This window comes from Oculatella sp. LEGE 06141 (genome assembly GCF_015207605.1).
In the GTDB taxonomy this organism is placed as follows: Bacteria; Cyanobacteriota; Cyanobacteriia; order Elainellales; family Elainellaceae; genus Oculatella.
In genome coordinates this window covers 73727-88736 of record NZ_JADEWO010000020.1, presented here as the reverse complement: position 1 = coordinate 88736, position 15010 = coordinate 73727, and the positions used below count along the sequence as shown (strand labels likewise).

Below are 15010 nucleotides of genomic sequence, written 5' to 3'. Positions count from 1 at the left end.
GCAGAGCATTAAGTTGACCACTATTGAAACCTAGCTACTGCCAGAAACCCTTGGTTCCTCAAATTTACGCAGTGCCATCACTCTGAACTGGTAGCGACAAATACCTCATATCACACACCTCAGCCAGGATGCTATTACTTGCATCCTGGCTGGCGTTTGATGAGGCAAGAGGCAGAGATATCTAATCGTTGAGGAGATGTAACAGCGAGAGTACACAATTGCTTTCTCCCATCTGCAACCGCAGCGCTTCAACATAACAGTCAATGACAGCGGAGCCTAGATGCATTCTTTCGCGATCGCTCAATGACTGCCCGGTGTCATAAACAGTGGCAATGAGAGAATCGGACGGCACCGATTTGTCTTTGGGGATGAACCCGCCTGTCCAGCCTGCTGATTGCAACCTCCACCAGATTCGCAACTTTTTGTGGGGGCGAACGTCCAAATTACCCAAAGCCTTGACTTCAGAAGGCTTCAATGCAGAACGCCACATCACTAATGCACAATCGTTTGTAGTGTATTGCACCATTCGCATCAATGTAGCTATTAGTGAGGTTTGATAGAGCGTGGCGATCGCCCGTCCTGTATTCAATGAGATTCCTAATTCATTAACCTTTGGCATAAAGGATGATTTGGGCATCAACAAATCGGCAGATCCTTGATCGCACAATCTTTCTTTGCGCTGTACTATCTCGGCAGGAAGTTTAGTGCCTGGACTGGACTGATCCAGCCCATCAAACAACAACTCCAGTAATTCGTGGCCTTCGGTGAAGCGTTGACGCACAATGGGATCATCTTCTTTGATTAAGATAATGCCAGTACGGCTATCTACCAAAATTCCTTGCTGCTCCTCTAGAGGAACTCGCAGAGGCGTAGGAATGCCAAAGTGTAGATAAATGGGCGAAAGATCAATAGGAGGCTGATCATCTAATTGAGCTGCCTGTCGCAGAAATTCCACATATTGATACACATCCTCTTCAGACTGAACGGTGCCGTAGTGCGATAGAAACGCTGCTCCCGGATGCCGATACGGTCGAGCTGAATTGACCTGATTCATAGGATTGCGTCTCGAAACCTCAAGCTATCTCTGTAGAGGCGCGTTAATACATAGGCGTTGCTGCATGGACGGATGACTTGTTGAGCGGTCATGGCTTTGCTCGCCCCCTAAATCCCCTAGAATTAACGGACTTTAACGGGTGGAACGGTTCTCAGGATGGAGGGTTGAGGAGCGAATTCATACCGTCGTTCAGCAACGCCCATTAACACATACTCCTACAAGCCAGTCTTTGAAGACCACGGTCTTATTTTCCCACAGTCATCTTAATCACGTTATAGAGAAGTTCCCATTTTTCAGGAGTAGTGGGCTGCTGTCCTCGATACTTTAAGTGAGCCAACATCAGCACATCATCAGGTGGCAAATTTGCCGCCTTGACGAACTCGGCCAGGCTAGGAGATAGAGACAGTGCTTCTGGAGCGGAATCAGGCGAGTCTTGCTTCAAGCCTAAAACAGAGGTTAGCCGTTCCATGACATGCCACGACAGATTAGTTGCCTGCCCTCGCTCAATCTGAGACAAGTAGTTGCGCGAAATGCCAACCTGTTGAGCCAATTCCTCTTGACTCAAACCTTCTCGTAAGCGGCGATCGCGTACCTGTTTACCAAAATTATCCATATCCAATCACGAAGCTGAGGCGATAAACTGAACCGCTGTCACAGACTTGGTTCGATAAGTGTCTGTAACAACTGATCTGTTATTAGGTGTGACACTTGACAACTACAGTTTACAAATCATGTCGTTCTATCTTGCACAGAACAAAGGGGGATGGTAGAGTAGTACACGTGAACTAAATGCGAACTACAGTTTGCAAACTATTCCTACTATATCAAGCAAACCATTTAGCAAGCCAGACATTGTATGCCTTATGTTGCAGCAAAAGACAGTCAAGCAGCGCTCTGGGAAGCATTTCAGCAGATTTTGGCGAAGCGACAGACGATTAAGTCAACGATCGCCACGACGGAAGAAGCGGCAAAGAAGGCTCCGAGTCAGTAGTGACTAACCGCTGGCTCAATGAGCAGATCTGGCACGATGCGGCGATCGCCAGGGTTGATTAGACTGCCGTATCCCAAACCTGCTTTTCCTATAACCATGATTGAGGAAACATTGGATGACTAGTACAGGAATGAATCACTGGACGGACACCGCTGCACGCAACACTAAACTGGCCGGACATTGGCAGCCAATGGCGGAGCCAACTCAAGTGAATCAACACCACACTAATAGGCTATGGTTACGCATTAATCTTTGTTGGCGCAGTATCAGCCACGGCCAAACCCAATACCGCTGGAACTGGAGAGCATCCTATCAAACAGGTAAGGCTACTCCCGTCAGGCTAACGCAACGTCCTCGATCCCTGCTGACCTGTTGGAAAAGAAGCAGACGGTTGCAAAACAAAGCCATGAAGTCCAACTTTAACGGGTAGACAGAAAATCCCCATGTGCGATCGCTTTAGTTTAGTCTGTGAGGCAAGTGTGCTAGAAGAGAGCAACACGACGGCTGAGGAAGTATGGCACTCGAAGCAGGTGAGCTAAACACAGCGATCGCGCTATTGGACTGATTTTGGACTGACTTAAAGACAATTGATGGTGTGAAATTACCCTCAATTTCTGGGGCTTCAAGGCTTACGCTTGAAGCCCCAAGTTGCTATTTTTCCGGCGATCGCGATATGAGATCCTACTCAGCTTCTTCCCGGTCGAGTTGACGAATGGCTTCCTGACCAGAACCGATCGCCAATCCCAGAACCGAACCGACAATGGCATAATGCCTGGGGGCTTGAGGGTTGAGATCGCCCTGATTAATCTCGGCAACCGCAACCCCTAAAACGGCACCAATCGCACAGGTGAGAATACCGGAGCAAGCAACACATCTAACGCTCATATTTGTTCTCCTGGCCGAGGCACATCCTGCTATCGGGTTATTTTCTAAAAACTATATTCGCTTGGAAGCTCAGATGCAGGTCGGGTTCACATTTTTCTACGAAGTTTAAAAAAACGCAAAAAAAGCCCCGGATTAATCCGGGGCTTTGTGATGGAGCGAGGCAAACTTTTCAACCAGCAACCGATGGTTGGCTACTCAGGACTCCCTTCAATCCGGTAGCTGCCGGTTGGGCTTTCAACTCTGGTGAGGTTGTCTTCCACCGTTTCATCTTCAACCCGTCTGGGTCGTCTGCGAGTGGGGCGGAGGCGATCGCTAAGCGACTTGATCACGATGTACAAAATCGGGACGACAAACAGACTGAGGAACGTAGCAATGAACATACCGCCAAAGACGGCTGTACCCAGCGATTGCCGACTTCCAGCACCCGCACCAACCGCAATCACCAGTGGAAAAATACCCACCAGCGTCGAGATTGCGGTCATCAAGATGGGGCGCAGACGGAGTTCAGACGCTTCCAGTGCTGCTTCAACGATCGATCGCCCCTGCTCTCGTAATTGATTGGCAAATTCCACAATCAAAATCGAGTTCTTACTAGCTAAACCGATCAACATTACCAGACCCACCTGGCAATACACATCGTTGGGCAAGCCACGCAGCATTTGAGCGGCTAACGCTCCCATAATCGCCAACGGCACCGCCAGCATAATAATGGTCGGATCGATGTAGCTCTCATACTGAGCCGCCAGCACCAGAAACACGAGAACTAATCCTAAGCCAAAGATAATCGGAGCTTGCCCACCCGATTCGATCTCTTCCAGAGAGGTGCCTGCCCACTCGTAGCCGACGCTGGCGGGTAACACTTGTGCGGCGGCTCGTTCCATTGCTGCGATCGCCTGACCCGAACTTCGCCCCGGTGCCGGGGCACCGTTAATTTCAATGGAACGAAAGAGGTTGTAGTGGTTGATTGTTTGTGCCCCAGTGGTGGGAGTAACAGTCACCAAGTTGCTCAGGGGAATCATTTCATCCAGTTCTGAGCGCACATACAGTTGGTTAATGGCTTCTGGATTTTGCCGGAACTGCTGATCGGCCTGAACATAAACGCGATAGGTTCGTTGCCCCAGATTGAAATCATTAACGTAGCGCGACCCCAGATAGGTTTGCAGCGTACTAAAGATATCGTCAATTGGCACCTGCAACGATTTGGCACGGTTACGGTTAACTTCAATCAGCAGTTGTGGGGTATTGGCAGCATAGGTACTGAACACGCCCTGTAACTCTGGCTGTTGATTGGCAGCACCCTGAATCTGATCCTTGTAACCAACGAGGTCTTGAATATCCAGTCTCCCTTCGCGATCTTGAAGCTGAAACTGGAATCCGCCGAAACTGCCTAAACCCGGAATAGGAGGCGGGTTAACGGGAAACACATTGGCTTCAGAAATTCCCATGAACTGACCAAACAATCCACCAATGATGGCCTGAACGGGGCGATCGCGATCTTCCCAGGGATTCAGGGTTGTAAAAATGGCACCGCTGTTTGCAGTGGCACCGCTTCCCAGGCTAAAGCCACCCACCGCAAAGGTTGCCCGCACCTCAGGTAACGGCAAGATCATTTCCTCAACCTGCTGCATCACCTTGCTGGTGTAGTTTAGCGATACCCCTTCTGGAGCCTGAATGATCGTAATGAAATAACCCTGATCTTCTTCGGGCAAAAACGCAGATGGAACAGCCGTATAGAGCCATCCGGTCAAACACAGCATACCGACAAAGGCAATCAGCACGATCGCCTTAACGCGAACCAAAAAGCGGAGAGAGCGTGCGTATCGATTTCGCGTCCCGTCCAGGAAGTAATTAAACGCTCCAAAGAAGCGCCCCAACAAGCTCCGGTCTCTGCCTTTGCGACGCAGCAACAAACCCGACAGCATGGGAGTGAGCGTCAACGCCAGGAAGGTTGAAATGACAATCGAAAAGGCAATGGTTAAGGCAAACTGCCGATAGAGTGCCCCTGTCGTTCCTGGAAAGAACGCCACCGGAACAAACACGGCCATCAGCACCAACGAGGTGGCAACCACGGCTCCCATCAACTCACGCATAGCGATGATTGCCGCCTGTCGAGGTTTGAGCCGATCTTCCTGAATGCGTCTGGCAATGTCTTCTACAACTACGATCGCATCATCCACCACCATTCCAGTAGCCAACGTCAAACCAAACAGCGTCAAACTGTTGATTGAAAAGCCAAACGCATTCACAAAGGCAAAGGTGCCAACCAGCGCCAGCGGAATGGTGATAGACGGAATCAGCGCGGTTCGCCAATCTTGCAGGAAGAGAAAAATGATCGCCACCACTAACCCCACCGCAATTAGCAGGGTGATGATGACTTCTCGTAGCGATGCTTCAATGAACTCAGTTGTGTCAAATCCGATGCCGTAGCTTAGGCCGGGCGGGAAGTTTTCAGCCAGCCGCGCCATCTCTTCTTTTACACCCCGAGCCACCTCAACAGCGTTACTGTCTGGAATCTGGTTAATTCCTAAACCGATCGCTTCCTGACCGCGATAGCGCAAGAAAGAGTTGTAGTTTTCCGCCCCCAGTTCAGCCCGACCCACATCTCTCAGTCGGATCAAGCTGCCGTTGTCTGTGGTTGCAACCACGATATCTTCAAACTGAGAGACATCGTTTAGTCGGCTAACCGCACGCAGGTCAATTTGAAACTCCTGATCGTCCGGCGCAGGTTGCTGACCAATCCGTCCGGCACTGGCTTGAATGTTTTGCTCTTGCAGCGCATCAACAACATCTTGCGCGCCCAAGTTACGGCTAGCGAGTCGTCTGGGATCAAGCCACACGCGCATGGCGTAGTTGCGTTCGCCAAAGATCTGAACGTTGCCGACTCCCTCGATTCGCTTAATGGCATCAACTAGATACAGGTCGGCGTAGTTGCTCAGAAAGAGGCTGTCATACTCTCCTGGGGTTTCGGAAAATAGCGCAAACCCCATCAGCAGGCTACTCGATTCCTTGCTAACCGTTACCCCAGATTGAATCACTTCTTCTGGAAGTTGGGGTTCTGCCGCAGACACCCGGTTTTGCACATCTACCGCAGCAATATCTTGATCGCGGGAGGCATCAAAGGTAATGGTGACAGAACTGGTGCCGTCATTGCTGCTACTGGAATTCATGTAGCGCAACCCTTCGACACCATTAATTTCTCGCTCGATGATGTTGGTTACCGCACTTTCAACCGTTTGAGCATCGGCACCAATGTAATTGGTGGTGACGACCACTTGCTTGGGGCTGATATCTGGATATTGAGCAATGGGCAGAGTTGGAATGCTGATGGCTCCCATCAGTAAAACAATCAGCGCGCAAACAGTAGTGAAGACGGGTCGCTTGATAAAAAAGTCAACAGACATAAGCTTAGGCGCACGCTAGGACGAGTGGAATACAAGTCTTACTGGGGAGCCGAACCACCGGGGGCTGCTCCACCAGCTTGAGGATTCTGTCCAGAGGGATTTTCGGACTCGGGCATAATGGGCACACCATCTTGCAGGTTTAACAGCCCCGACACAACCAGTTGTTCTCCTGCTTCTACCCCTTCAATTACTTGATAGTTGTTGCCTTGAATACCACCCAACCGCACTCGTCGTTGCCGAGCAACGAGCATTGAATCGCCTTGTTCGGTTTGCTGCGTTTCGGCAACATACACAAACGTTTCACCACCTAGACGAGTAATAGAGGTGACTGGAATTAAGACACCCGATCGCGATCGCCAAATTAACCTTGCTTCAACACGCTGCTCATCCTGCAATAAATTGCTGGGGTTGTCAAAAACGGCTTTGGCTATCACTAACTGTTGGTCAACATTGACGGTGGGTGAGATGAAGCTAATCCGTCCGGTGGCAACAGAACCACCGCCCGAATTGGCAGATGCACCGCTGGCCGCACCTGCTGCCGGACTGGCGATCGCCGAAGTGTTTTGCAGGGTGGTAATTTCAACCGGAAGCCCAACGCGCAGGTCGTTCTGGCGCTCAGCCGGAACTTCAAGCTCTAGCTCTAAGAGAGAATTTTGGGTGATGCTGGTGAGCGTGTCGCCAATGGCAACGTAATCTCCTAACCGAACTGGAATGTCGCCCACCACACCCGAAATCGGTGCATTTACCAGCGTGTCGTCCAACCCAGAACGAACCGCCTCGGCATCCGCCTGCGCCTGGTTGTAGGTGGCAGTGGCTTGCTGCACAGAAGCTTGCGCGGCACTGATTCGCTCTTGGGCGGCCTGGAGAGCAGCGATCGCGTTGCTGCGATTGCGCTCCACCTGATCGAGCTGCTGTTGAGACTGCACCCCTTCTGCAACCAGATATCTAGTGCGTTCATATTCGGTGTTTTGCAGATCCACATCGGCGGCAGCGCTGGTGCGCTCGGCTTCGGCGGCTCTCACTTCGGCCTGGGCATTGGTGCGCGAAGCCAGAGCAGCATTAACATTAGCCAACGAGGCATTTAACTCCGCTCGGCTTCGCTCTGGACTGAGTTCAACAATTGGATCGCCCTGCTGTACGGTTTGCCCTTCCACAACGTAAATTTGGGTGACGCGACCTTCTACGCGTGGGCGCAACTCAATGCCTTGCTGTGCTTGCAGTGTGCCAACAAAATCTGAACTGTCTTCAACGGTGCCAGTTTCAACACGCTGCAACCGAACGGGTAGCGCCTGTGGCCCCTGTTGTGCCATTTGCGCTGGGTCTCCACCAGCGGGGTTAAAGACGCGCCACAACATGAAACCGCCACCCCCCAACAGCAACAATGAGAGCAGCAGCCACAGCCAGGTTCGGTTGCCTCGTAGTAGCGCTGCGCGCTGAGATGGACTTTCGGGAACTGAAGTTTGAGGATCGGAAGTTTCCATAACCAAAGATGATGGTACAGTCTGCTAGAACGTGGTCTTCAGAACAAGCGTGTGCCTACTATTTCACTGATTCAATGCCTTGGCGATCCAATGTTTAATACTCAATGCGGATGGCTTCATTGTGAGGGTTAGCGTTCACCTCAGAGAGAAAATTGCAGGTTGAATAGTTTGGGGTTAAGCAGCGGTTATGAAAGCAACTAGTTTAGGCTTAGAACTTTAGGCTTAGAATTTAGGCTGGAACTTTTTGAGCCAGGTTTAGAGTCTGTCAATTTAACCTGAGGAGTAATAATAGGGCTTCAATTGATGTCTTTGCTTAGGTAAAAACTTAGGTAAAAGCCATGACGCGCATTAACTGCTGTTACGTATGCTTAACAATTATAGGCACAAGAGGATTAATCTTCCGTCAAATTGATATAGGTTGCTATCTCAGTGCCCGCTCCTGATATTCAACTGAAACAGTCGTTCTGAAAAGATTTTTATCATTCTTCACATTGCGGGAACATCCCCCAGTTAGGCGAATCGATAGAGTGAAGCGTCTGATCAACTCTACGGGTAGGCTTGAAAGTGGCATGAATCGGACGATGATATCAGTGTAGAGGGATGCTGCCGATCGCTCAGGCTCTACTAAACGCCGCTGACGGGTTATCTCCTCGCCCCTTATCTGTTTTGCGGCACGTTAGCAGGGTGAAGTTCTCAGTATAAGATATTGACTCTCTTTTGCAGATACGGTAGGTTGAGATCTTATCGCGACTCAGTAGAGTGGCGATCGCACCGCCCGAAAATTTAGTCAAACGCGACCCGAAGTTGTTACGAGCAACTCCGAGCCGCTGACCCAGCCAAACTGGAGCAAGCAGTTGGTGGGCTAAGGAAGTATTTTAACTCTTCCCAGCCACCCCGATTTGCTGTGAGCATTGGCACGGGGTGGCTAAATTTTTGGGTTTTCCTGGCCTGTCTTATCAAAGGAAGTGAAAACCCATGACGCAATTATTACTGAATTCTGCTGGAGCCACCAGCGCTCCAGCAGTTTGCCATCCCTCGATCGCCCTTCCACCCGAACGTGACCCGCTTAAGCATGTGCTGATTGGCTCTCCTCGCGCTATTCGTCATACCATCCACCTGTTGCATAACCTGCATTATGTAGAGGCGGGATTGTGGAGTCCGCTGATTGCCATCCCTAACCAGCAGTTGCTCATCACTCCCAACGATGGGGACAGGATGAGCTTGCTGATGCGGCAGATTCGATTCGAGTAACCAGACAGAGGAGCGATCGCCCTTTAATTGACGAGAGGGCGATCGTTTCCCTAATTACAGCGATCGTTGAAGTGTAGCTCGATCGCCCCCTGGTGGGTTTATTCGCCTACAAACTCAAAGGAGCGAATGATCTGTTCAAAGACGGTTTGGTAAGGTGCATCGTTGACCTCATTCCCGACCTTAGCAACCTCAATGACGATCACCCTGGCTCCATCAGGGCTGGCAAAGACAACGCTTTCGTTTTCATATAAGCCGCTTGACTCAAAGGCGATCGCGTCCTGTGCGGCCACCGTTGTCTGGTTAAAGTTGCCGCTCACAATGCCAAACAAATTGCTTTGCTCCACCCAGTCCCGCAATGATAACTGCTGTGGGTTATTGCGGACAAAGATGTGGACATTGGCAGGGTATTCTGTTCCTCCGTTATAGGCTCCTGCGCGAATCTGTTGATCGTGTTTTTTGGTCCACACATCAATATCAGCCGTTGCGGCATCTGCGGTGCTAGCAGGAACGGGTGGTTCATTGTCCACTACAAACTCATCAGCAGAATAGCTGAACTGAACTCCAAGGCGATCGCTGCGATAAGTTGCCAGACTCGGTTGAGTTGGCTCCGTCCGTGGCGACTGGGATGGAGCGATCGCACCCGTGTTGTTGGACGGATTAGAAGCATCGGGAACGGCTGAGGGAGACCCCGTGCCAGGTGAGTTGGGTTGGCAGGCGATCGTTCCTCCAGCAAGAACACCAATTACAACCAGACAAAGCCGTGCTTTTAACGGTTTTTGATGCATCATTCGTATGCCCCTCCCAAACTGGTGAATCCTGCTTTAAACGAATTCAACTGTGGAGCCGTTGTTTCCGTTCAGCACGTTATGTCATGCGGGCAATTCCTTGAGCAGAGTTTGTCTGGGGTGCTATCCCTGGCTCCGCCGTGTCTTCTTCACACAACTCTGGATTAATGATGCACTGGAGTTTAGCCTCTGGTTCATCGGTGTCCATTGGATTAATGAAGAACGCACCCGTTTGTGGGGGTAAGGTTGGATCGAGCAGCAAATCTGCGATCGTCTTCACCATACCCGCCAGCGGAATCGCCAGAATGACCCCCAGCAACCCGCCAACTTTGCCACCCAGCAACAAGGCAGGCAGGACGATCGCCGGACTTAACCCAGTTAAATTACCCAATAGCCGGGGAGCGACCAGGTTGTCTTTGATCTGTTGGATGACGATCGCCGTACCAATGACCTGGATAGCCAACCACCAATTGATGAAGGCCACAAACAGGCCAACAGTAACAATTCCCAACGCTGCACCAATAAAGGGAATGACTTCCATTAACCCGATGAAGATGGCAAGCACCAGGAAGAACGGTACATGCAGCCACCAAAACGCTAATGACAACGTTGCTGCCATAAACACCCCCAACAGCAACTGTCCCGAAAAAAAACGCTGCAAATTGCGGCGTAGCGACTCGGTGAGAAAGTCTTGAATCGCCGGGGAGAAAAACCCCGTGACCCCGTCCCATAACCGCTCACCGTCCAGCAGCATATAGAACGAAATGACCAGAATTAGAATCAGATCCAGCACCCAGTTAAAGGTGCCCAACAACAAACCTAATCCACTGGTGGCGATCGTTTCTGCTTGCTGCTGTAATTCGGCCAGAATTTGCTCCTGCAATAGCGGAATAGCAAAGCGAATTTGATGATCGTTGATCCACGTTTGCAGATCTGACAGTTGTTGCTGTCCGGAGGCGATTAGCTCCGGCAAATCGGTGAGCAACTGTTGCGCTTGATATAAAACAGGAGGGGCGATCGTCACCCCAATTAACCCAACAACTGCTCCAGCTAGCAGGTATACCAAACCTGCGGCTAAGCCACGAGGAACCACCGCTTGCAGTTTTGCAACCGGATAGTTTAGCAAAAATGCAATTAGACTCGCCGTGACCAAAATGCTGATCAACTCACTGAAATAACTCAGCGTTTTCAGGCTGAGCCAGCCTGTAATCAAAATCAACACCCATGTCAGTAGAATGCGTTGCAGCGGTGTAAATAAACGATCCATTGCGCTCCAGTGGCTCTGAAACTGAACCAAATTTGTCGTTAGAGTGTATTGCTAGCCTAGCAAGCTCAACCGCTTCTGAGTTGAAGCTTAGGAGAGACTTTTACACTCATCCCGGTTGAATAAGCAGGCACAATCCCACAGATGAAGCGCATCCATACCCCATCTACCATGAACTTGATATGGCAAGTCTCCCTATTGATAGAGTTCAGGCGGGGGCATTATCGCTAAGGTTGGACGTGGTGTTGAACATATTCACGACAAAAGTGCATCAGCATTAAGTTGAGCAGCTTGAGTTGTTTTAGTGAATAAACATCGGCTTGTGTTACAGCAAGCGTCAATTAGAAGAAGCAAGAAGACAATTGCCGTTGTAGCTAATTATTTGAACAATTCATTCTGAATTCTGCTGGCGCAGTCAGGTGACTGGCATCGCCACTTTGCAAATGACAAATATTTTACACAACAACGTTAGTCGGCAGGTTGTCTTCTAAGCGACAGATGATAAGAGGTTAGCTATGAAAGAACAACACGACCCCACTATTCGGCAAAACAGCAGGAAGGGAGTAGGATTAGGAGCGATCGCCCTAAGCTTAACGGCCCTACTGCTTCCGGCCTGTAATTTAGCCGAGCCTACCGAGCAAACCACCGTAACTACTGAGGATATTGCAGAGGACACCTCAGCTCTTATTGGACAAGAGATTACGGTGAGAAACATCGTTGAAGATGTCATCGGCGAGGACGGCTTTTTAGTTGAAACGGATGCAGGTGAACCCGTTTTGGTGATCAACGCCACAGGCGCACCGTTTGAACTTCCCGACCCGGCCATTCCTATACAGGCAACAGGAACGGTTGAGGCACTCTCTGCTGATCAGGTCGAGAGTCAATACGGCCTCACTCTGGACAGAAACCTGTTTGCAGAATACGAAGGGCAGCCTGCGATCGTAGCAGCATCTATGGCTCTTGCGCCCAACCCCGAATATTTCTACGACGCTCCAGAGGGCTACTTTGGAGACCAGGCCATTGCTGTAGAAGGAGATGTTCGACTTCTAGAACAAACAGACAATGCGTTTGCATTGTTTGAAGAGGGCTGGATCAATGATGTGGGCGTGTTGGTGATTGGCGTTGATTCCGAACTGGAAGGAGTACCCATCGAAGAGGGTGAAAACGTTGCGGTGACTGGGGTAGCACGTCAGGTCAGCGAACAGCTTCTACGGGATGCCAATTTAGGTTGGGATGATAACCAGCTTCAAGAATTCTTAGCGCGATATGAGAACAGACCTGTGATTGTAGCTGACGGAGTTTATCCGTCTGCGGTTGACCCTGCCCCCGGAAATTAGGGGCTTTACGATGACGATTCTGTCTTCTCACGAACGTTGAGGAGAAGAGACTGCTTCAGTCTTTACACTGTTAAATTCAAATGAGGATAAAGATGGTTAATACAACATCAAATCAGCAAAGAGGTAATTACAAGCGCGCAGTTGGCGTGTTCAAACGACGCGAGGATGTTGAAGCCGTGCTTCGTGACCTCAAAAGCGCAAATTATGACATGAATCGAGTGTCCTTAATTGCACGGCATGTCGATAAAGTTGAGGGATCTGAAGAGGTTACAGAAAATCGAGGAGACACCGAAGCTCAAGAGGGTGCAGGAATTGGTGCATCGACTGGTACAGTTTTGGGCGGCCTTAGTGGTTTCTTGATTGGTGTGGGTGTACTAGCTATTCCAGGTGTAGGGCCTATTCTTGCTGCTGGTGCAGAGATCAATGCGTTAGCGGCAACGCTGGCAGGTGCCGGGGTTGGTGCAGCGGCTGGCGGCATTGTTGGGGCGTTGGTTGGTCTGGGTATTCCAGAAGAGCAAGCCAAATCGTACAACTCTAGTGTCAAGGCGGGTCATTATCTGTTAATGGTTAGCGGCACGGCTGATGAACTCCGTCGAGTTGAGTCGGTTCTGCGCGATCGCCACGTTGAAGATTTCAACATCTATGATGCTCCTGACCTGGCACAGACTTCAACCACGCCAACTCGCGGCAATGTTGCCTCTACTCCCAACCGGGAACAGATGGCCACTGGAGAGGTGCTAACCGAACGGCGAGAAGCCAGCCGCACGAACGCAACAGAGACTCGTGATATTGACCAGGATGGCGAACCAGAGGTCTTTATCGTTGATAAACGGAATGAAACCCAGCGGAAGCCAACCCGCTAAGTTCGAGCGGTCTGTCAATCGTTCATTTCCAAAGGGGTAACTAGCCCATTGAGAACACGAACTTGACCTGGAAAGGGCTTTGCTATAACAAGCAAAGCCCTCATTCGCATGAATGTTGCTCAAACATCGTGCGAACTGCAACGAGCAAGTATTCGGCACTCCATTGCAATGGATGCGATCGCCGCAACAAAGCTCTTATACTAAAAGCAAGTTTAATCCCAGCCTATCGACCAATGATGTGTGATAGACGATCCACCCTAACTCAGGCATGAATCAAGATCCCTTTAATAACTCAAACTCTGGATTCACCGAGAATTTGAACAACGGCAAACATTTGGAACAGGTGACTCATTCCGATCCAGAAGTAGAGCTACCGCCCAAATCGGTTGAAGACGTAAGAGCCGTAAACCGAAGTTTGAAGCGTCTTTATCTCATTCTTTTAACGGTCGGCATTGCGCTGGGTGCAGTGATTTCTGTGGGTGTGGTTACTCTGCTCAACCGTTTTGAACTGACTGCCCCTCCAACCCAGGTAGATGACACTGTTGAGTAATTCATGTGGGTTCACTACTGGTTAACCCACATCATGACAGCAGAGCGATGAAGGGAGTCCTCAACGCTTAACGTTGTAGATTGATGTTGCAGATCAATTGGCTTGCACTCCTAAGAACTGCTCTCATCGTGAATGTAGGCATCCAGCAAATCCCGCACGGCTGAAAGGTTCAAGGGACGATAATCGCTGCGCTTATACCAACGAATTTTGACACTATCATGCAGTTCTTCAATGCCAACAATTCCCTGGCGCGGCAGAGTTCCCGCGAATCGATAAAACCCTAAGCTACTGTTGAAATTGCTGACCGGGTCTGGAGTAATTCCTCCCTCTATACGAGCCGGATCAAAGTCTAACTTTAAGTTGAGACGACCAATCTCATCCATCATCCACTGCAACGCTCCATCCGATAAGCCACGATGATAGTCTGTGCCACCCCCCACACAGCCATGCACTCCCGGAAACCACACCTGGTGTAGCCTTTGCTCTGGATTGTCAGGGTTTTTCTGCATGGGGGTAATTTCAAACGGTTTACGCAGTTCATCAATGGCAACCGCGTGCAGAGCGTTTTGAATAATGGAACTCAAGCAAGTGTTGTGAAACTTATACTTGGCGTTGAGGAAACTGTTAACGGGCAGGATAGGGATGACATCCGGAATGCCCAATGACCCTACCGTGTCCCAACAGCCCAGGAGAGTAATGGGAACGCGATCGCCATAGTTTTTGCGAAATTCCACAGCGATCGCATGTGCCGGTTTAATGTTGGGATCTCGGTACAATCGGTATGCTTCGGGGGCTTTGCAAATATGAGGACGCGACAATAACCCAGAGCAATAAATTAAGCCAGCGAGGCTCCGTACCGTGTAGGCTCCACGGCTGAAGCCAAACAAGTAAATTTCGTCACCCGGCATATAGTTGAGGCAAAGAAAACGGTAGGCGTGCTGGATGTTTTGATCAATCCCCCATCCCAGCGCTCCTCCGGGCAGCTTATCGTACCATTTGGTGCCCAAGCCCTCTTCATAAAAGGCGATTTGATGAACTCCATCACTGGCAACAGGTTTAATCGCCTGAGCAATTTTGATGACATTGGTTGGGCAGGGTGTATCTAGTTGATTCCAGGTTCCATCACAACAAACGATCAACCGCTTCAC

At 50.2% G+C, this 15010-nt stretch carries 14 protein-coding genes; 6 read left to right on the top strand and 8 right to left on the bottom strand.

Features of this window, described 5'->3' with window-relative positions:
* Window positions 1-181 precede the first annotated feature (181 nt).
* Together IQ268_RS15415 and IQ268_RS15410 are read right to left on the bottom strand one after the other, a co-directional pair.
* Complete coding sequence (locus IQ268_RS15415) at window positions 182-1054, bottom strand: ImmA/IrrE family metallo-endopeptidase (protein WP_193880598.1); 873 nt, start codon at window positions 1052-1054, stop codon at window positions 182-184.
* Window positions 1055-1298: 244 nt separating this feature from the next.
* Entirely contained in the window at window positions 1299-1667 is a 369-nt protein-coding gene (locus IQ268_RS15410; RefSeq protein ID WP_193880595.1) for a helix-turn-helix transcriptional regulator, read from the bottom strand.
* Between the two features lie 243 nt (window positions 1668-1910).
* Here IQ268_RS15410 and IQ268_RS32920 point away from each other — a divergent pair, with 243 nt between their 5' ends.
* Window positions 1911-2045 (top strand): hypothetical protein, encoded by a 135-nt coding sequence (locus tag IQ268_RS32920; RefSeq protein ID WP_255527202.1) that lies wholly within the window; start codon window positions 1911-1913, stop codon window positions 2043-2045.
* 115 nt (window positions 2046-2160) lie between these two features.
* Window positions 2161-2475: a hypothetical protein gene (locus IQ268_RS15405; RefSeq protein WP_193880592.1), complete on the top strand. Its 315-nt coding sequence runs from the start codon at window positions 2161-2163 to the stop codon at window positions 2473-2475.
* A 251-nt stretch (window positions 2476-2726) separates the two neighbouring features.
* Here IQ268_RS15405 and IQ268_RS15400 read toward each other — a convergent pair whose 3' ends face one another.
* The 3 genes from IQ268_RS15400 to IQ268_RS15390 form a co-directional block, all read right to left on the bottom strand.
* Window positions 2727-2930 carry a hypothetical protein gene (locus IQ268_RS15400; RefSeq protein WP_193880589.1) on the bottom strand — a complete coding sequence of 68 codons (204 nt, stop codon included), beginning with the start codon at window positions 2928-2930 and terminating at the stop codon, window positions 2727-2729.
* Between the two features lie 191 nt (window positions 2931-3121).
* Complete coding sequence (locus IQ268_RS15395) at window positions 3122-6331, bottom strand: efflux RND transporter permease subunit (protein ID WP_193880586.1); 3210 nt, start codon at window positions 6329-6331, stop codon at window positions 3122-3124.
* A 38-nt stretch (window positions 6332-6369) separates the two neighbouring features.
* Window positions 6370-7812, bottom strand: a complete 1443-nt coding sequence (locus IQ268_RS15390; RefSeq protein WP_193880582.1) for an efflux RND transporter periplasmic adaptor subunit — start codon at window positions 7810-7812, stop codon at window positions 6370-6372.
* 975 nt (window positions 7813-8787) lie between these two features.
* On the opposite strand from IQ268_RS15390, the gene IQ268_RS15385 reads away from it, so the two are divergent.
* Entirely contained in the window at window positions 8788-9063 is a 276-nt protein-coding gene (locus tag IQ268_RS15385; protein WP_228035399.1) for a hypothetical protein, read from the top strand.
* A 98-nt stretch (window positions 9064-9161) separates the two neighbouring features.
* Here IQ268_RS15385 and IQ268_RS15380 read toward each other — a convergent pair whose 3' ends face one another.
* Both IQ268_RS15380 and IQ268_RS15375 read right to left on the bottom strand, forming a co-directional pair.
* Complete coding sequence (locus tag IQ268_RS15380) at window positions 9162-9851, bottom strand: hypothetical protein (RefSeq protein WP_228035397.1); 690 nt, start codon at window positions 9849-9851, stop codon at window positions 9162-9164.
* Between the two features lie 76 nt (window positions 9852-9927).
* Window positions 9928-11115, bottom strand: a complete 1188-nt coding sequence (locus IQ268_RS15375; protein WP_193880579.1) for an AI-2E family transporter — start codon at window positions 11113-11115, stop codon at window positions 9928-9930.
* Between the two features lie 512 nt (window positions 11116-11627).
* Here IQ268_RS15375 and IQ268_RS15370 point away from each other — a divergent pair.
* The 3 genes from IQ268_RS15370 to IQ268_RS15360 all read left to right on the top strand — a co-directional run bounded on the left by IQ268_RS15370 (window position 11628) and on the right by IQ268_RS15360 (window position 13862).
* Window positions 11628-12449 carry a hypothetical protein gene (locus IQ268_RS15370; RefSeq protein ID WP_193880576.1) on the top strand — a complete coding sequence of 274 codons (822 nt, stop codon included), beginning with the start codon at window positions 11628-11630 and terminating at the stop codon, window positions 12447-12449.
* Window positions 12450-12595: 146 nt separating this feature from the next.
* Window positions 12596-13312, top strand: coding sequence for a signal transduction histidine kinase (STHK), LytS (locus tag IQ268_RS15365; protein WP_228035394.1), 717 nt, complete (start codon window positions 12596-12598; stop codon window positions 13310-13312).
* 268 nt (window positions 13313-13580) lie between these two features.
* Entirely contained in the window at window positions 13581-13862 is a 282-nt protein-coding gene (locus tag IQ268_RS15360; RefSeq protein ID WP_193880570.1) for a hypothetical protein, read from the top strand.
* Between the two features lie 110 nt (window positions 13863-13972).
* Here the strand turns inward: IQ268_RS15360 and IQ268_RS15355 are convergent, their stop codons facing one another.
* Window positions 13973-15010 (bottom strand): DUF2235 domain-containing protein, encoded by a 1038-nt coding sequence (locus IQ268_RS15355; protein ID WP_193880567.1) that lies wholly within the window; start codon window positions 15008-15010, stop codon window positions 13973-13975.

What these genes read in the sequence shown, in the direction of transcription:
- IQ268_RS15405 (WP_193880592.1), top strand. Translation starts at nt 2,161, where the DNA reads ATGACTAGTACAGGAATGAATCACTGGACGGACACCGCTGCACGCAAC.
- IQ268_RS15385 (WP_228035399.1), top strand. Translation starts at nt 8,788, where the DNA reads ATGACGCAATTATTACTGAATTCTGCTGGAGCCACCAGCGCTCCAGCA.
- IQ268_RS15395 (WP_193880586.1), bottom strand. Translation starts at nt 6,331, where the DNA reads ATGTCTGTTGACTTTTTTATCAAGCGACCCGTCTTCACTACTGTTTGC.
- IQ268_RS15360 (WP_193880570.1), top strand. Translation starts at nt 13,581, where the DNA reads ATGAATCAAGATCCCTTTAATAACTCAAACTCTGGATTCACCGAGAAT.
- IQ268_RS15370 (WP_193880576.1), top strand. Translation starts at nt 11,628, where the DNA reads ATGAAAGAACAACACGACCCCACTATTCGGCAAAACAGCAGGAAGGGA.
- IQ268_RS15375 (WP_193880579.1), bottom strand. Translation starts at nt 11,115, where the DNA reads ATGGATCGTTTATTTACACCGCTGCAACGCATTCTACTGACATGGGTG.
- IQ268_RS15390 (WP_193880582.1), bottom strand. Translation starts at nt 7,812, where the DNA reads ATGGAAACTTCCGATCCTCAAACTTCAGTTCCCGAAAGTCCATCTCAG.
- IQ268_RS15400 (WP_193880589.1), bottom strand. Translation starts at nt 2,930, where the DNA reads ATGAGCGTTAGATGTGTTGCTTGCTCCGGTATTCTCACCTGTGCGATT.
- IQ268_RS32920 (WP_255527202.1), top strand. Translation starts at nt 1,911, where the DNA reads ATGCCTTATGTTGCAGCAAAAGACAGTCAAGCAGCGCTCTGGGAAGCA.
- IQ268_RS15415 (WP_193880598.1), bottom strand. Translation starts at nt 1,054, where the DNA reads ATGAATCAGGTCAATTCAGCTCGACCGTATCGGCATCCGGGAGCAGCG.
- IQ268_RS15410 (WP_193880595.1), bottom strand. Translation starts at nt 1,667, where the DNA reads ATGGATAATTTTGGTAAACAGGTACGCGATCGCCGCTTACGAGAAGGT.
- IQ268_RS15380 (WP_228035397.1), bottom strand. Translation starts at nt 9,851, where the DNA reads ATGATGCATCAAAAACCGTTAAAAGCACGGCTTTGTCTGGTTGTAATT.